Source organism: Metasolibacillus sp. FSL H7-0170, from assembly GCF_038593115.1.
Classification (GTDB): Bacteria; Bacillota; Bacilli; order Bacillales_A; family Planococcaceae; genus Metasolibacillus; species Metasolibacillus fluoroglycofenilyticus.
Map to the genome: position 1 here is coordinate 687,009 of NZ_CP151964.1, position 17,872 is coordinate 704,880.

The window sequence follows — 17,872 nt, forward strand, 5'->3', positions numbered from 1 at the left end:
GAAATTTCATAAATAATTTACAAATGATTCATACTGATGAAATATTGTCCGCAATTCAGATATTAAAAGCAGCGAGTAACTCTAAACAGTAATTGAATCGGGCGACTCAGACATTTTTGACGCAACTGAAAATGGAGTTTGATTTGTTTATTTTAAAGAAACTTTAGGGCAACCTTTTATCTTTTAGCAACGAATCATTCCAATTAAAGCTGTGGCTTCGTACATTATCAAATACCGCTTTTTCCTACGAATAAATGCAGATGCTATCCTCCTTTTCCAATAACCCCCTCCCGTCATATTTGTTACACAACTGTAAATTACCTTACTCGATACCTATGTAGCAATGGTTTAAAATTGTCACATTTCCCATTGGATAAACTTACCTAACAAATGCACAATTTATGCATGCTACAATCATGGCGAGCTTGAAATCAAGGAGGGACCATGATGAAAAAACAAATATTCACAGCAGCATTAGCACTAACTATTAGCTGCAGCTCAATTCCATTATTACCTGCTACTTTTCAAACTACTGAAGTAGCGGCTGCCACTGCTAGCGTTAGTCAGCAAGCAGTAAATCAAAAGGCAGACCAAATTATCGCAACGGGGAAAAGCTTAATTGGCAAAGCAACATATAGCAACACACAATACAAAGCGACAGCACCTTATAAATTTTCTTGTGCCTCATTTTTAATGTATATTTTTGAGAAAAACGGCGTTGATTTAGGCACATATAACGAGGATTATATGCTTCAGCAAGGGAAAGCGGTGGCTAAAAGCCAATTGCAGAAAGGTGATTTAGTCTTTTTCAAAAGTAAAAAAACAGGAACAGACCCTGACCATGTAGGAATTTATATTGGCAATAACAAGTTACTACATATGGCAGATTCAAAACAGAATATTGTGATTACTGATATGAATAGCAAGCCATATTATAAAGATAATTATTATGCTGCCCGTCGTGTGCTGCCATCCTTAATGGCTTCAAACCCAGCATCAACAGGGGATAAAATTGTTGAAAAAGCCTTTCTTCATAAAAATAGTGCCGTTATTGGCTCTATTAACGCAGCCGCGCAAAAACGCTTTACTGCTGGTGGCTATGTGCAATATGTATTAGGGCAAAGCGGTGTGAAAATTAATACAACTGTTTTATCACAGCAAATGAAGCTTGGAACGACTGTTTCACGCAACAATTTACAAAAAGGGGATATCGTCTTTTTCAGTAGTGCAAAGGGCTCTAAAAACCCAACACTCGTTGCCGTTTATGCAGGTGAGCATCGCATTATTGTGCCAACTAAAGATGGTGTCATTACGCGTGTCTTACTTGTGGATTACTACAAGGATCGTTTTATTACAGCAAAGCGCATTACAAAATAAATGTATGAATGGGCGTCCAAAAAGCCGTGCAATTGCCGGCTTTTTGGACGCTTTTGATGGTGTTTTAACAAAAATCTTACTCATAACAATCTCTTTGAAAATAGGAGAAACACAGGGATTAGCAGTGTTTCTCCAGAGTAAAAGAGAAAAAACAAAATTACCCTTCCAGATAGTCTTCGCTTTGCTAGTTCTTGCCCTTTAATTCACTTGCAAACCCAATCATTGACCTGCTCGACATCGGGCCTTTTATTAAAACAATCGCATCTTTCGTTAAAATTTTCTTCAGTAAATCCATTACCCCTGTGACATCTGTAAAGCTATGCACTCGTGCTGTCGTACCATCTGCCTTCGCCTGTAGCGCTATTTCCTTGGCACTGTTTCCAATTGTTATTAATGTATCAATAGATTGCTTAGCAATGAGCGTGCCTATTTCACGATGATATTGGCGCTCATACTTACCTAATCGTTTGATATCACCTAAAATTACAACTCGTTTTTTCTCCTTCCCTACTGCTTGAAGCACCTTTAAAGCTGCTTCAATTGAGGTTGGATTATTCGTCCATGTATCGTCAATAATTGTGCTCCCTGCTAAGCCACTTGAAAATTGTAAATGGCGCTCCATGTTTTTAAATGTTCGAAGCTTAGCAATTGCTTTACGCAATGGAAAGCCCATTTCAGTTGTTGCCGCAAATGCTGCTAAAGCATTGTACACTTGATGCTCTCCGTAGCCTGGTACAAAACATTCGTAGCGCTCTTTTTCCTTTAGTAAGGAGAAGCGCATTCCTCCTGCAACATATTGAATATTGCTTGCTTTATAGTTTGCATTTTGTTTGACACTAAACGTCACAATTTTCCCTTTAAAAGCTGTCAAAGAAATTTTTTTGCTATTTTCATCATCCGCATTCATTATTAATGTTCCGTTTTCCTGAATCCCGTCTACAATTTCTGCCTTTGCTTGAATATAGCCTTGCAAGCTTTTACAGCCATCTAAATGATGTACACCGATATTGGTAATAATCCCAATTGTCGGCTTGTAAATTAAGCATTGATGTTTAATATTCCCTAAATTTCCTAGCCCTAGCTCGAAAACAGCCGCCTGTGTCTTTCGGTCAACCATCGTTAAATAATTAAGCGACTGCCTTGGCTCATTAATGCTGCTCACTGTCGCCTGTACTTGCCAATCCTCTAATAAAATATGACGAATCATTTCCTTTGTTGTCGTCTTGCCACATGTGCCTGTTAAAGCAACGACTGGAATCGTAAAGAGCTCGCGATAATAGTCAACAAATTGCCAAAACGCGCGGTGCATATTTTTCACCTGCAATATCGTAATGGCGATAGGAGCCTTTCGTAATTCCTCTTCTGCCTTATCAGACACAATCACAATTGGTGCGTGCTGCGCTAGCCTCTTCCAGTCGACGATTTCATTTTTACGAAGGAAGATGAGCGCATCACGCTTTATACTATCTAGCTGCTGATAGTGTAGGGCCTGCTTTACTGAAAAGTTGGTAGCGCCTTGTATTAACTGGGCATTCAACAAGGCTCGAAGGTCTTTTAGCGACACTGCTATCAAGCTTGCTCCTCCCCTCGACGTAATTGTGCTGCTAATTCATGTATTGCCTCGCTGTACATATCGCCTTTAATTAAAATCACCGTATTACTGTCAACAATTTTTTTAAGAAGACTGCGTGCTAACACATTATTTTTAAAGCTATAAATATCCGCATCAAGACCTAATTGCTGCGCCTTTGATGCCATAATGCTTGCATGTTCACCAATCGTAATGAGTACGTCAACACCATGCTTATAAATAATTTCACCTGCTTGCTTGTGAATGCTATAGCCCCATGAACCTAAATCCGTAATTGTCCCAATCACGGCAATTTTCTTTTTACCATGTCCTAGCTTATTTAAAACATGTAAAGCTGCATCAAGGGATGTCGTTGTAATGCTCCACGTATCATCAATTAACATAGAGCCGTTAATCCCTCTCAAAATTTGTAGCTGCTTATTTAATTTGCGAAACGTAGCAAGCTGTGTAATGGCCTTTTGTAAAGGCATTCCGATTTCATGTACAACAGCTAATGCAGCTAATGCGTTATACACTTGATGCTCTCCGTGGCCGGGCATTTTCACAACATATTGCTTTTGTTGATGATGCAAAATAAAGCGCATTCCACGTTCTGTATACGTAATGCTACTTACTAAATAATCTGCATTGCTTTTCCCAAAGCGAATGATTTTTCCTTGAAAACCATGAAAGTTGATTTTTTTTGTATTTATATCATCCGCATTAATAATAAGTGTACCTTTTCCTACTATTTGCAGCATTTCAGCCTTTGCCTCGATATATCCTTCTTGTGTTTTACAATAGTTTAAATGATGCGACCCTATATTTGTAATGACGCCGATAGATGGCTTAAAATAACGCCCTGCACCAAGCACATCTCCCGGAGCACCAACCGCCGTTTCAAAAACCGCTGCATTTGTCATTTCGCTGATACGCAATAAATTTTGCAGCAGCTCTGTACGAGAATTATTGCTTAAATGTGTCGCTACAACCTCATAGTCACTTGACAGTATATGCTTCACCATTTCCTTTGTTGTCGTTTTTCCAGCCGTTCCTGTAATGGCAACAATCGGAATTTTAAATTGACTGCGATAATATTCAACAAATTTCCAATAAGCACTTGTCATATCATCCACTTTCACAATCGTTACTCCATCAGGCACTTCCTTTAAACGATATGCCCATTCCGTCACAATAACTAACGGAAAAAAAGTCGATAAGCTTTGCCAATTGACAATTTTCGTATTCGTAAAAAACGCTGTCCTTTTATGCTTTATTTGCCTTAAACGATATGCACCATGTTCAATTAAAAGATCAGATGACCCTTTTACAAGTTCTCCACCGATAATTTCTACTACAGCACCAACAGGTATAGGCTTCATACACTCCCCCCTTCTGCTAGTAGCATATGCCAGCAAGACAAACACATTTGGATGAATGTTCTCTTATTTTTATAAGTCGCACGTGATAGTCAACTATATGAAGCCCTATTATGCTCATACATATAGAAAGATAGAAATCGTATATAGCTAAAATGAGGAGTGATGATGTGAAAACGATTGTTTTTATTGGAACAAACAAAAGTGGCTCGAGTCGTGAAGCAATTAAAGCTGCTGAAAGTCTCGGCTATTTTACCGTTCTTTTTACAAATAATGAAAAGCAATTCCTGCAAAGAAAGGAATATGCTGATGTGCATAAAATGGTGTTAGTCGATATCACAAATATGAATGCCATGAGAAAGGCGATACTCACTTTACAGCAAACCCAGCTAACGATTATTAGCATCGTCAGCTTTACAGACCCTTACGTGCACACAGCCTCTCTATTATGCGATGAATTTTGTCAAAACTATGCGCAATCGGAAGCAATTGCAACGATGGAAAACAAAGAGGCGACAAGACAGTACTTACAAAAGTTCGAATTTACACCGAAATTTACAATATTACAGGCAGATAATATGAGTGAGCTTCCTAAAATGAGCTTCCCTCTTATCGTCAAATCCCCCAAATCGACTGGTTCGAAGGATGTTCTTTACGCACTAAACAAAAAGCAATTAAATCAGCACATCACAGCGCTGCAAGAAAAATATCCGAAGGACACAATTATGATTGAAGAGTATATCGATGGCCCCCAATATTTAGTCGAAACAATTATTCATAATGGTCAGCCACATTTAATTGCGGTTATTGAACAAGATATTACACAAGGCAAACGTTTTATCATTACAGGCTATACCGTGCTTGCTCATATCCCAGCGAAAATGCAGGAAGATTTGCAAAACATTGTCGAGTCAATCACAACTGCCTTTCAGTTAAAGAACGGTGCGATGCATTTGGAACTACGCCATACAAAAGCTGGTTGGAAGCTGATTGAAATTAACCCACGCATTTCAGGCGGTGCGATGAACCATATGCTACAAGCAGCCTTCGGTTTTAGTTTAGTACAGGAGACCTTAAAGCTTTTAATAGGTGAAAAGCCTAATATTGAGCCACTTCATCATCACTTCGTCTATACGAAATACTTAGTTGTTGAACGCAAAGGTGTACTAGAAAGAGTAACAGGTCGAAATAAAGCCAAAAGCAGCCCGGGTGTTGTCGACGTCTATATTAAGCCACGGAGAGGAACCGTTTTAATCCCACCACTTTCCATGGGGCATCGTTATGCCTATGTCATCGCAACAGGTCGTACTAAGCACGAAGCAAAAAGAAATGCCTATTCCGCCGCAAAAAAAATTCATTTCCATTTGAAAAGCATACAATAAACAAACAGCATCTCCTTTGGCCGGAGATGCTGTTTGTTTAGTTATCTGCGATTTCCTATTTCCCCTCGTATAAATCCGCTAAAAACTTGACGGTTTCAAACATATTTGTTTTACTAGCCCCTTTAATGAGGATTGTGTCACCTTGCTTAATAATTTTTTCTAACAAATCATGTAACTGCTCTTTGTTTGTAAAATGATACATATTTTTGGGATTAAAGCCTTTTGCCTTCGCTGCTGCATTCATTTCCTCCGTGCGGAAGCCATACGTAATAAAAATATCGATGCCTTGCTCTGTTATATATTCTCCCACCTTTTTATACTCCGCCTCTCGCAAATCACCAAGCTCTCGCATTTGACCAATAATGGCAACTTTTCGACGTTTTGCAATGGACGACAATACATCAATTGCTGCCTTTACCCCTTGTGGGTGCGAGTGCACCGTATCATCAATAAGCGTAATCGCCCGCTTGCAATGATAAAGCGTCAAGCGGCGAGGTGGTTTTTTGAAGACCAAGCCTTGCTTAATTTCCTGAGGGCTAAACTGCAAATAATCAGCAAGTGCAATAGCATTCAATGCATTGTATACATGGTGCTCCCCTAAAATTGGAATAAAGAGTGAGATTTCCTTACCGCGTAGCTTGATTTTAAACGTCATGCCATCCTCTTTATAGCGCACATTATACGCCCTATAATCCGCATCAGAATGAATGCCTACAGTTATTATTTTTCCTTTAAATTGCTTTAGTGTTAAATAGTTAGAATTGAAATCATCTTTATTAATAACGAGCACCCCATGCTGATCCATTCCTTGAATTAATTCGGATTTAGCGAGTGCCACTTGCTTTACATCGCCATCAAAATTCCCGACATGCGCTAAGCCAACATTTGTTACAATACTCATTGTAGGCTTAAGTATGCGACAATGCTCAGTAATAACACCTTTGTACGCCATTCCATACTCTAAAACGGCTGCCTCATAGCCATTCGCTAGCTCCATTGCGTGCTTTTTTGTATGCTCTGTCGTATTCCAATAATCCTTTGATTCAAAGGTCGACCATTTTGTTCGTAAAATAGAGGATAGGAATGCCTTTGTTGTTGTTTTACCTGCACTCCCTGTAATCGCAATAATCGGCATATCGCTAGGACGCACCTGCGATTTTGCAATTGGCTTTGTCACTAATGGCTCCTGTTGCTGTGCTTTATGCACCCGCTTCGCCTGTCTTGCCTTTGCTAAAACTTGCTTGTTGTCCGCTAAATATTTAGCATAACGAATCGTATTTTTCACAACATCAAGCTCTAAATAGAACGTTGGTGGACAGCCGGGACGCCAATTCACTTCATAAATCCAAAGCCTCATATTTTGGTCTAAACCGACATCAACCCCAATTTCATCGATGAGTTCACCAAACTCCTGTATTTGAATGTGCTCTAAGTGTCTGGCTAACGATAATGAAAAATGCTCTAATGTGCGCTTTAAATCATAGGCTTGCTCCGCAAACTCCTGCTGTAAAAAAGGCTCTAAATAATTTGTATAGCCACCATTATTAATGTTAGGAATTAAACTACCTGCCGGAGCTACGCGTGGATAAACCGTTGTCACTACCCAATTGCCATCCCCATTTTTTTGGACATGCAAGCGAAAATCAAACACTAAGCCTGATTTTGTAACTGAGCGGATATAAGGCTGAACAATAAATGTGCCTGTTGCTAGCTGTTGTGCTAATAATGCATCAAGCTGTGTTTTTGTATATTTCGTTACTGTACTATTATGTTTAACTGTGTAACTCGTACCTTCTTTTGAAATGAAATAAATTCCCTTTCCTTTACGCCCATCTATTGGCTTAAAAGCAATAGTCGGATATTTCGCCAAATGCTGATGAACAGTTTCCGTCTTCTGAATAATTTCTGTTGGGATAATGTATTTAGCAAAATCCTTATACGCAAGTAAACGCTTTGCCACATTCCACTTATTGCCGATAGAATTCGTTGTAAAAGGAATTTCCTTGCGCAGCTTCCCTATTATATCCTTTGACACAGCAAGTTTTTCTGGGCTTCCTGCATTGTAAATAACGTCTGGAAAAGGGCATTCCTTTTCATGCCATGCGCCATTTTCATACACTTGGGCCAATATAGTTTTCCTCGTAAAATTAACGCTTTTCGGTGTGAAATAAAAAAAGTCAACACCTTCTACCTTTGCCACAGCAGCAAAGGCATATGATTTTAACACCGTTGTTGGGTCTTTCCGATGGTGTAGCATGCCAATCGTCGTCAAAAATATCCCTCCTTCTACTATCTCTATTTATTAGATTCAAGTAAAACTAAAATAGTAAGGACAGAAGCTTAAACGACATAGAAAACATAGCTGTTTTCACCAAAGTAAATTAACCCTATTAAGCAGTTAGGTTGGAATAGCCCCTTCGTTTAACTGCAAAAAATATACGATTTTCTACGATAAATACCAAGCCCAAGCATAAGCCAATCCATTTTCGGCTTATGTACCTGACCAAGCTCCCTTCCAAGTGTTAGAGGGTTACCTATATGATGTTTTGCAAGCCTTTCCGCCTTCTTATTATCCAACATGCTGTTTTGCAGCCTTGAGTGGATAAAGGATGTGACCTGCCGTAAAAATCGACTAAGATTCATTTACGCTCACCTCACGCAATAAATTTTTCTAAAATTGATTGCATCGCCACTCCATATTTTTGCAGCCCCTTTTTCGTAGGGTTATAGGATTTTTCATCTTGCTCATTCGAAATACTATCCGCATCACCCTCTAACTCTGCTTGATGTAGCTTAATAAAAACGATACCTTCATTTTGCCATATGCTTTTCACTCCTTTTACGTGTAAAAGCTGAATGAGCTCCGTCGCTGTTTTACGCTCTGTTAAAAGAGTAAAAAATTCCTTTTCAACATTTGTCTGCATTTTATCGCGAATTGTTGCACGATGCTCCTCATTGAAATGCAAATCAGCAAATATATTCTTTTTCATTGCCCGCTTTAAATTTTTTAATCGCTCGTCCATTTTAACGCTTCCAATCTTTTTTAAGTAATGCCTTACCTTTACGCATCCGGGTTTTTACTGTATTTCCATTAGATGGGAAAATTGCGGCAATCTCCTTTAACGAGTACTCCTCAAAATAATAAAAATAGCAGGTGTGTTGATTATCCTTTATTTTACAAAAAAAGCCTAGGAAATTTGTTGATTTCCGTTGCAGGGGACGCGGCGATTTTAGCCTCCCTTCACTTTGTCCTGCTGGAAGGCTTTGCTTTGCGACGAGTAATCGCAGGAGCACTCGCCCCCTTCACTCCAATCAACAAGTAAACCCTTTATTAACAGTGCATTCTCTACCTTAAACACACGCATCCATATCCAATATTTTCATAATCAACACGCCTGATGTTGTTCTAATCTTTAATTATCAAAATACTTTTCACCTCAATTGCTAAAAAGCATGATTCTGCGATTACTCTACACAGAAAACATGCTTAGCGTACCATTTTTCAGACATCTTGTTATTTTGTTATTGCGTTAAGGTGGTTATCCTCTTTTAAAGGAGTGAAAACGTAGGATACAACGTCTTTGCTTTTAAATTAAAGCGAATAGATAGAGTTGATTTTCGGCTTTTCAAGTAATTATCACCACTTTGATTCAACGAAAATATTCGCACTTAGCAATGAAGTAGAAAGAAGCTGAACACCTGAAAGTGTCGTAATATTAATCGTTGCTTCCCTGTTCGTCTTTTTTAGCGTGACCATTTCTTCAGACCGCATAATCGGTTCACCCTCTATTGACATTGGGCATAAAAAAGAAACAGTTAATAGGTTACTTGAAACATCAATATTTTCGATGCGAAAATAACAGGTCGTAAAGCCACTTTCATAATCCGTTAGCTGCAAATGCGTACCTCGCCTCGTCAATAGCGCAATTGGAATTGTATCGCTACCGACAATTTTCAATAATAAATAATTAAAATGCTTTGTCCAAGTATGCTCGATTAAATTTTGAAAATGCAATATTTCCTTTAGCACGTCACATAAACAATTTTGTTGTTCGTCCAACACACCCCTCTCCTCCCGCGCAAAAGCATCTGTACACTTACCATATGTCAAATGCCTGCCTCGTGACAGTGGGCTTCGCCTAAATTGTGTGGAAATTGTGTGCGTGCCTGGCACTCATTTTAGATAAATCACAAGCTCCTGACGATATGCACCATCCTCCTCATAATGGTCTAATGCATGAAAATCATACTGATAGCTACCGAAGGGAAATGTTACGCTCTCTCCTTGAACGGCTGCTAAGAGCCCTGCAACATCTGTTGATATCGTTTCTAAAAGCTGTTCCCCTGTTGCTGTTAATGCAAAAATAACATTCATTTCTTCTCTCTCCTTAAGAACCTATAAATAATGCGGCTTGGCTAATTGCGACAAAAAAATCCATCTGCTGCACAGGACTATCTGGCTCAATTTGCAGCACTACTTGAAAAACGTCCTCTGCTTCTACATAGACTGCCTGCCAGCGGGCAATAATCTCGTCATTTACTGTAAAGGTCGACCAACCTTCCATTTGCTTATCAATTTTCATTATGCCACCGGGCCAATGAATAGCTAGCTCTGGCAGACCAACACGCCAATTTTCGTACGTTATTGTATAACGTTCCTGCTTACTATAAGAAAACGCCTCAAACCATAGTTTACCACGGCGAAATTTTTTGGAAATACGAAATGTTACATTGCCGCTTAAATCGATGATTTCATACGTTAAAAAATAACGATAATCAAAATAGCCATCCAGTAATCGCTTTAATCGGTTGCTATAGATGCGTGCGACATAAGCTACTTGCTCACCATTTGCGCTAACTATCGGATTTTTTTCTGTCGATGCAATATTTCCTGATAATTGGTACATATATTGATTCATTGTAAGCTCCTTAAAATAATATCGTTAATTTATTATAAATTCGTTTTAAAAAATATGTTTCGTTACTTAGCATTGTACGGCTATTTTTTGCTTTATCTGGATGATTTGTAATGATTCCATCAACACCATGCTCTAAAAAATATTGAATATCACGCTCAGCATTAACTGTCCAAATAAACAATTCCATTTCATTACGCTTAACTTGCTCCATCATGCGACCTGATGCCACATCCTGCTGTAATGCAATAAAATCTGCTTTCACAGGCGGGATTTTTCCAATATAAAGCGCAAAGACAAGCCCCACTTTTAAGCGTGGCTCTAATTCGTTTAATCTCCAAATAACCGCGCTATCAATTGATTGGACATAATGCTTTTCCAATGCGTCATAATATAAAAGGAGCTCAATGAACTGCTGTAAATAATCATCTGTTTCATGTCCATGTGGCTTTATTTCAATTAATAATTGAATATTAAGCTCCTCACTTTTTTGCAACATTTCTTCTAAAGAGGGAATTTTATCATGCAATTTACCCGCTCTTACAGTCGTATTCGTTAGCTCATCTAACGCCATTTGGTATACTGCTTCCTTCCGACCAGCCATTCTCATCAATGTAGGGTCATGAAAAACGACAAACTTTCCATCCTTTGTTTGCTGTATATCAATTTCCACTATATCTGCCCCTGCTTCCACAGATGCAATAAGGGAACTCATTGTATTTTCCACACCCTGCTCCATAAAGCCCCGATGCGCAATAACCTTCGTCTCTGGCTCGTAGAGTGTTTTTTCTAAATTAATTACTTGCACACCACTCATTAAAAAATAAACAAAAATAGTACAAACAATCGTCCAATGCATAATCGTTTCACGAAATGATTCGTTATGCAGCGCCACTGGTTTATCACGTGTTAGACGAAAGCCAACGACAACAACGAGCTGTGAAAAAAGCGCTTGTAATAAAGTAAATAAAAGCAATAGTAAGCCCTGTGCAAAAGTTAATGTAAAGGCGGCTGTGACAAGTGCCAGGTCTGGGATTAATCGCTCAATAACAAATAAAGGCACAAAGGTTAACCCTAATAAAATAACAGTTAAGCTTAAATGCATTATAAGTATCAACCCGAGCATGCCGACAAGTTCAACCAATCTGCGTTGCGAAAATTGCCAGCTTAATTTTACAGCCTGTAAAATTGTTGTCCATTGATATACTGTAAAATACGGCATCGTCAAAATAAAGCGCAAACTAATTAAAAATAATAATGCGATTCCAACTATATATAAAAGCCGCCCCTGTGAAGATGTCATTAATTCATCCACGATAAAATCTGGGATACTTAAACTTTGTGTAATCGTAGATGGTAGTATAGAAGAAATGAGTGGCATGACGAGTACCACATATAGAAATAGTAAGCCTGTTTCAAAGCTAATAAAATAAACAACCTTTTTGTTTAATCGACGCCATAGCTGCCGTAATGTATACGGTATTCCTCTTTGCTGATGGTAGGCAAGCAAAATAAGCAAACCCATTTCATAATAAATAAACAATAAAACAATTAAAATCATTAATACTATGACTAATAAAAATAATGGATGAGCAAATAGCTGGATAATGTTTTCCTCTGTAATACTATCTATATTTAAAAGATGCAATGTTGCAGTCAACAGCAGTGAAATCGACGGCAATGCAATGAGTAATTGAAATAGCCGAATCCCTAAAAAGACCCGAATATAATCTACTCGGTACGTATAAATATTGCGAAAAACAAGTCGAATTACGCGTAAAATGCGCTCCATTCACCCACCCCCGTGTTCTATTTTACGCAAAAACCGACAAATTGTATGCAGGAAAGCTCAGTTTACTAAATTGTTTCTTTCGCTTCACAATGGTAAAATCAAACCCTTCACTGCAAAACGAAAGGAGAAAGGTCATGCAAAACAATGAAAGAAAAATTATTTTAGATTTAGCAATCACATTAGATGGCTTCATTGAAGGAAAAAATGGAGAAATAGATTGGTGTATTATGGATTCCGATATGGAGTTCTTACACTTTTTAAGCAATATCGACACAATTTTGTATGGTAGAAAAAGCTATGATTTGTGGGGACACTATACGCCTGATACAAATGATGATGAAGAGAAGCAATTTTGGGCACTTGTTCATAGTAAAGAAAAATACGTTTTTTCAAAAACGAAACAACAAGACCATAGCAAAGCTGTTTTTATTCAAGAAAATATTGCCGAGGAAATGCAGGCATTAAAAAAGAAAACTGGCAAAAATATTTGGCTCTATGGTGGAGCAAGTCTCATTACAACATTCATTGATTTAGGGCTTATAGATGAATTTCGATTATCCATTCATCCTGTTGTTTTAGGGGAAGGTAAGCCATTATTCACAAATGTTACAGAAAAAATAAATTTAAAGCTTGTTAACACAAGAACATTTTCATCTGGCGTTGTACAATTAATATATCATAACAATTAATTGGTTTCGCTCAATAAAAAGCTACTGTAAAATTAGATTTTCTCTAATAATTACAGTAGCTTTACTTTTACACAGTTGTATGAGCAAAAAACTCCTCATAAAGCGCCTTTAAAATTTGATTCTCATATTGGCTTAGTACGCCAAATACAAGACTTACTTCTGAAGAACCTTGATTAATCATTTCAATATTAGCGCCTGTATTTGAAATAGCCGTCGCTGCGCGCGCTGCTAAGCCCGTGTTATTTCGCATACCTTCACCTACGATTACAACCATTGAGAAATCATGACGGAAATGCACGTCCTCCGCTTGTAATTCCTCTTTCACCCGCTTCATAATACGCGCCTCAATCTCATCGTTCAATTGATGGGAACGCATAATAACTGAAATATCATCTAGTCCAGATGGTGTATGCTCATATGAAATATTTTCTTCCTCGATAATTTGCAGTAAACGTCTACCGAAGCCTACTTCACGATTCATTAAATATTTCGATACATATAAAATAGAAAATCCGCTATCCGTCGCAATACCTGTAACAGGGCTACCTGTTGCCGGGCGCTTTGGTACAATACGTGTACCAGATGCAGCAGGATTATTTGTGTTTTTAATATTTACTGGAATCCCTTGTTTATATACAGGCATTAACGCTTCATCATGAAATACTGAGAACCCCGCATAGGAAAGTTCACGCATTTCACGATATGTGATTTCCTTGATTTCCACTGGACAATTCACCACTTTCGGATTTGCTGAAAAGACGCAGTCAACGTCAGTAAAGTTTTCATAAAGTTCTGCATTAACTGCGGAGGCTAGAATCGAACCTGTTATATCTGAGCCACCGCGGTCAAACGTACGCAGCACGCCCGTCTTTGTATAACCAAAGAAGCCCGGGAACACAATGATTTCCTCGACATTCGCAAGCTTGCTTAGATTCTCATATGTTTCAGGCAAAGCAAAAGTTCGCTCTGGTAAATCGTTCACAACTAAGCCCCCTTTTGGACTCACGTACTTGGCGGGCATTCCGATTGAATTAAAATAAGCTGCGATAAGCTTTGCATTATTATCCTCACCACTGGCCTTTATGTTATCCATAAATAATGCCTGTTGTGACTTGTCTGCTTCCAGACGTTCGCGCAAGTCATCTGTGATGATTTGGATAATCGTATCATCTAATCCTAGCTCTGCTGCAATATCAGCATAACGTTCAATTACTATGTTTAATTTTAACTCAGTATCTCCACCTTGCAATGCACTGTTTGCAAGTTCAATTAATAAATCCGTTACTTTAATATCATCATTCGTGCGCTTTCCTGGAGCAGATACTGCAATAATTTTTCTTGCTGGATTAGCTTTTACAATATTCGCAACTTTTTTAATTTGCTGCGCATTCGCAACAGAAGTTCCACCAAATTTACATACAATCATTTTACCAAATCCTTACCTTATAATATTATTGTACTTCCCCAAAAAACATTTGATTTTACACAGTGTACAAACTTATTACAAATACGTCAAGACAATTTGTAATAAGTTTGACGTTTTTTTATAAAAGATGAACATTTTTCAAAACATTTGCACTTATTATATGGTTTTTCATGCGAAAAAGTGCGAATTTCCTAGTTGAAAAACAATTCAGACAAGTATTCACAAATTACTTTACAGAGCATTATTGTATACGCATATTCCCTAAAAAACAATAGAAATCTTACCAGATTACTAAAGTTTCTAAAGATAAAATTGCTATATCTAATTTTAACTAGGAATTTAGGAAAAATAGTATGGCATCCTCTCTTTTTCGCATATGAAATGATTGCTTATCAACAACTTAAAAGTCCCAGCTTATTCAGCTACTGGAAAGTGACAGTCTTTTTAATTGTAACTATCATAAAATATACTTGTAGGAAATTTTGAATATAGCATGAAGGGCTATCAGAAAAGAAATTATCTTTTCCGATAGCCCTGATTACTATGGTAAATCCTAAAAAACAAACTCCAACTTCTCCCCTTGTAACTTCAGGCGAGCTTTACCTTTTTTACCGCTTTTCCATGTAAAGCGGATTTCACGAGTTTCTTTGCCAGAAAGTAACTTCTTCGCATCAATTGCTGTTACTTTACCTTTCATTAATACTTTGCTAATAGCAAATTTACATGCTTTGTTTTGACATGTATATGCTCGGAACCCTTCTACTACTGCATTACGACATAATGGGCAGCTCCCGACAACGACAATCTCCTTTTCAGCCACTTGCATTTCCAACGCTTTCATACGCGCTGTTGTTTCTTCTACAAAGGCAAGCATTTCCTTATAAAATGCAGATGCATTTAATTGACCATCGACAATGTCCTTTAGCTTTTTGCTCCAAATTGCTGTTAAAATTGGAGAAACGACATCATGATTGCCTAAGCTAGCAATAACATCGATTCCAAAATTAGTAGCAGCTAATGATTTCCCTTGTCGTTCTAGCATACCAATCGTTATCAATTTTTCTATAATTTCTGCACGTGTTGCCGATGTACCAATACCTTCTGCGTCCTTTAAAATTTTTTGCAGTTCTGCATCCTCTATAAAGCGCCCTGCATGGAACATCGCATCAAGCAATGTACTATCTGTGTAACGTGATGGCGGTTCAGTCATTTTAGATAAAATATTTAACTCCTTAATTGGTAATATATCGTCTACCTTTAATAAAGGGAGAGGAAGTTCCCCCTTTCTACGAAATGTTTCATATAATACTGTGTAGCCTTTTTCTACAATACGATTACCTGTTTGCTTAAAAAGCTCCCCACCAGATTGTAAAATAATAGTCGTTTTATCGAATTGATAGGCTGGTAAAAAGATAGCTAAAAGACGTTTACAAATAAGATGGTACACTTTCCATTCCGCCTCAGTTAGCTTTTTGCGCCCTACAGCTACATCCGTTACTGTAATAGCATGATGGTCCGTTAATTTTTTATCATCTACGTAGCGTTTAGAGGAGGTGACACGAGCTATATTCGAGTGATTACGCATAATTTCCCCTGCAATAGCTTGGTATTCTTCTAATGAACAAAGCGCTTTAATATGTGCTGTAATATTTTCAGCAAATGCTGTCGGTAAATGCTTAGATTCGGTACGTGGATAAGTAATTAACTTTTTTTCATACAAGCTTTGAGCAATTTTTAATGTGTTTGCAGATGTAAAGCCATAAAATTTATTCGCTTCCTTTTGCAGTTCCAGCAATGAATGCAATGGTGGGGCAGGCAATGCTTTGCGCTCAGTTTTCAGCTCTTTGACAATCGCTGTTTCTGTAATACGTGCAGCAATGGCCTTCACTTCGCCAGATTGTATTTTATTTGTGTTTTGGACTGGGTCAAACCATAGCGCCGTCATTTCTGGTAGCTGTAATTCAATTTGCGCATATGGCTCTGGCTGGAATTGTTTTATTTCAAGCTCACGTTTGACTACAATGGCGAGGGTTGGCGTCATTACACGACCAACTTTAATCGTACGCCCACCTTTTACCGTAGCAACACGCGTTAAGTTTAAGCCAATTAGCCAGTCAAATATCATGCGATACATGGCAGCATTGCGCAGATTGCGAATGAGGTAATCATTTTCATCTAGCAAATGGGTCAATGCTTTATGTATTGCATTATCCGTTGTTTGTGATGTCCAAAAGCGCTTTACGGGTAGCCTGCAGCCCACTTTTTTATAAAAGGAATAAAAGATGTTTTCCCCTTCCATCCCCGCATCACACGCATTTATAATAAAATCATAGTGCCCTGTTTTTAGCTTTTGCTCTAGCTCCCTATACACTTTATAGGCAGTTTTTTTTACACGAAATTCATAGCGCTCCGGCATCATCGGTAGCACTGCTAAATCCCATTTTTTCCATTCCTTTTTATATTCGTGTGGCTCCTTTAGCTCCACAACATGTCCTATAAATGAAGCAAAGTCAATTGTATATGGCAATTGCATGCGCTTATAAACTTTTTCAATATCTCGCATTAGCGATGGCTTTTCGGCAATGAGCAGCGCTCTCACTTTATACATCGCCCCTTTCTATATAACTAGTATATTAAACGTACATATGTTTGTAAATCAGATAAAGCCTGCCTGCTTTTCCCCTTCTATTGCTTTAATATATCGCAAGCCTTGCTGAAATTGCTGCTGTAACCATTCATTTTTATGCTGATAACCTGCAGCTCACTTATCACTTCGCAAGCAATAGCAACCTTCAGTTTGTAAATTTTGCTCATTTAACTTTATAATTTTTAGTTGATTCATTGGTGTCTTCCTCTCTCTATATTTTCTTTTAGTATACAATTTCACTGTTCCAACTGTATCATCAAATGCTATAATGCTACTAGTGTAAATGAGGAGGGGACTTATGGGGTTTGGAAAACGTACGATTTTTTGGCTAGTGCCGCTTTGTATTATCGGTATTTTCATTTATTTTTATGGACCAAAGGATGATATTACAGATAATCAATACATAGATGAAATAAAGCAAATATCATTAAGTGAAACGAATACAACAACAATCGAGGATGTGTTTAATCATTATTGTGATGAAAGCAAATGGGTCTATTTTAAAACTCAGCGTGAGCAGGCTGTTGTAGAATTTAAAGGTCAATGTACAATTAACGAGCAAGAACAGCCTGTGAATATGCAGTTTTTAATCAATGATGACGATTTTACGCTTGGAGCATTGCTCATTAATAATTTTCAGCAATCCCCCGAAGAGCGCACACATTTTATTCAGCATTTATATGAAAATTTGTAA

At 37.9% G+C, this 17,872-nt stretch carries 14 protein-coding genes; 4 read left to right on the forward strand and 10 right to left on the reverse strand.

The features are described from left to right. Positions 1–444: 444 nt before the first annotated feature. Complete coding sequence (locus MHH70_RS03200; protein ID WP_342472537.1) at positions 445–1,377, forward strand: NlpC/P60 family protein; 933 nt, start codon at positions 445–447, stop codon at positions 1,375–1,377. Between the two features lie 184 nt (positions 1,378–1,561). Here the strand turns inward: MHH70_RS03200 and murF are convergent, their stop codons facing one another. Both murF and MHH70_RS03210 read right to left on the reverse strand, forming a co-directional pair. Beyond that, positions 1,562–2,941, reverse strand: coding sequence for a UDP-N-acetylmuramoyl-tripeptide--D-alanyl-D-alanine ligase (murF, locus tag MHH70_RS03205; RefSeq protein WP_342473153.1), 1,380 nt, complete (start codon positions 2,939–2,941; stop codon positions 1,562–1,564). Between the two features lie 5 nt (positions 2,942–2,946). Beyond that, entirely contained in the window at positions 2,947–4,329 is a 1,383-nt protein-coding gene (locus MHH70_RS03210; RefSeq protein WP_107942617.1) for a Mur ligase family protein, read from the reverse strand. Positions 4,330–4,496: 167 nt separating this feature from the next. On the opposite strand from MHH70_RS03210, the gene MHH70_RS03215 reads away from it, so the two are divergent. Next, the gene (locus MHH70_RS03215; protein WP_342472538.1) at positions 4,497–5,708 is read left to right on the forward strand and encodes an ATP-grasp domain-containing protein; all 1,212 of its coding nucleotides are present in this window, start codon (positions 4,497–4,499) and stop codon (positions 5,706–5,708) included. Positions 5,709–5,763: 55 nt separating this feature from the next. On the opposite strand, the gene MHH70_RS03220 is transcribed toward MHH70_RS03215, so the two are convergent. The 6 genes from MHH70_RS03220 to MHH70_RS03245 all read right to left on the reverse strand — a co-directional run bounded on the left by MHH70_RS03220 (position 5,764) and on the right by MHH70_RS03245 (position 12,416). Beyond that, a complete protein-coding gene (locus MHH70_RS03220; RefSeq protein ID WP_342472539.1) occupies positions 5,764–7,980 on the reverse strand; it encodes a YheC/YheD family protein in 2,217 nt (738 codons plus the stop codon). Between the two features lie 382 nt (positions 7,981–8,362). After that, entirely contained in the window at positions 8,363–8,731 is a 369-nt protein-coding gene (locus MHH70_RS03225) for a hypothetical protein (RefSeq protein ID WP_342472540.1), read from the reverse strand. Positions 8,732–9,345: 614 nt separating this feature from the next. After that, complete coding sequence (locus tag MHH70_RS03230) at positions 9,346–9,768, reverse strand: hypothetical protein (RefSeq protein WP_342472541.1); 423 nt, start codon at positions 9,766–9,768, stop codon at positions 9,346–9,348. Positions 9,769–9,882: 114 nt separating this feature from the next. Beyond that, entirely contained in the window at positions 9,883–10,083 is a 201-nt protein-coding gene (locus MHH70_RS03235) for a thymidylate synthase (protein WP_342472542.1), read from the reverse strand. 13 nt (positions 10,084–10,096) lie between these two features. After that, positions 10,097–10,627, reverse strand: a complete 531-nt coding sequence (locus tag MHH70_RS03240) for a peptide ABC transporter ATPase (protein WP_107942611.1) — start codon at positions 10,625–10,627, stop codon at positions 10,097–10,099. A 10-nt stretch (positions 10,628–10,637) separates the two neighbouring features. Next, positions 10,638–12,416: a glycerophosphoryl diester phosphodiesterase membrane domain-containing protein gene (locus MHH70_RS03245; protein ID WP_342472543.1), complete on the reverse strand. Its 1,779-nt coding sequence runs from the start codon at positions 12,414–12,416 to the stop codon at positions 10,638–10,640. Between the two features lie 134 nt (positions 12,417–12,550). Between MHH70_RS03245 and MHH70_RS03250 the strand changes: the two genes are divergently transcribed. Next, a complete protein-coding gene (locus MHH70_RS03250; RefSeq protein ID WP_342472544.1) occupies positions 12,551–13,105 on the forward strand; it encodes a dihydrofolate reductase family protein in 555 nt (184 codons plus the stop codon). Between the two features lie 67 nt (positions 13,106–13,172). Here the strand turns inward: MHH70_RS03250 and MHH70_RS03255 are convergent, their stop codons facing one another. Further along, positions 13,173–14,531, reverse strand: a complete 1,359-nt coding sequence (locus tag MHH70_RS03255; RefSeq protein WP_342472545.1) for an aspartate kinase — start codon at positions 14,529–14,531, stop codon at positions 13,173–13,175. A gap of 553 nt (positions 14,532–15,084) precedes the next feature. Further along, positions 15,085–17,139, reverse strand: a complete 2,055-nt coding sequence (locus MHH70_RS03260; protein WP_107942608.1) for a type IA DNA topoisomerase — start codon at positions 17,137–17,139, stop codon at positions 15,085–15,087. Between the two features lie 337 nt (positions 17,140–17,476). Between MHH70_RS03260 and MHH70_RS03265 the strand changes: the two genes are divergently transcribed. Further along, positions 17,477–17,872, forward strand: coding sequence for a hypothetical protein (locus MHH70_RS03265; protein ID WP_066163517.1), 396 nt, complete (start codon positions 17,477–17,479; stop codon positions 17,870–17,872).

What these genes read in the sequence shown, in the direction of transcription:
- MHH70_RS03200 (WP_342472537.1), top strand. Translation starts at nt 445, where the DNA reads ATGATGAAAAAACAAATATTCACAGCAGCATTAGCACTAACTATTAGC.
- MHH70_RS03210 (WP_107942617.1), bottom strand. Translation starts at nt 4,329, where the DNA reads ATGAAGCCTATACCTGTTGGTGCTGTAGTAGAAATTATCGGTGGAGAA.
- MHH70_RS03225 (WP_342472540.1), bottom strand. Translation starts at nt 8,731, where the DNA reads ATGGACGAGCGATTAAAAAATTTAAAGCGGGCAATGAAAAAGAATATA.
- MHH70_RS03235 (WP_342472542.1), bottom strand. Translation starts at nt 10,083, where the DNA reads ATGAATGTTATTTTTGCATTAACAGCAACAGGGGAACAGCTTTTAGAA.
- MHH70_RS03240 (WP_107942611.1), bottom strand. Translation starts at nt 10,627, where the DNA reads ATGAATCAATATATGTACCAATTATCAGGAAATATTGCATCGACAGAA.
- MHH70_RS03245 (WP_342472543.1), bottom strand. Translation starts at nt 12,416, where the DNA reads ATGGAGCGCATTTTACGCGTAATTCGACTTGTTTTTCGCAATATTTAT.
- MHH70_RS03250 (WP_342472544.1), top strand. Translation starts at nt 12,551, where the DNA reads ATGCAAAACAATGAAAGAAAAATTATTTTAGATTTAGCAATCACATTA.
- MHH70_RS03255 (WP_342472545.1), bottom strand. Translation starts at nt 14,531, where the DNA reads ATGATTGTATGTAAATTTGGTGGAACTTCTGTTGCGAATGCGCAGCAA.
- MHH70_RS03260 (WP_107942608.1), bottom strand. Translation starts at nt 17,139, where the DNA reads ATGTATAAAGTGAGAGCGCTGCTCATTGCCGAAAAGCCATCGCTAATG.
- MHH70_RS03265 (WP_066163517.1), top strand. Translation starts at nt 17,477, where the DNA reads ATGGGGTTTGGAAAACGTACGATTTTTTGGCTAGTGCCGCTTTGTATT.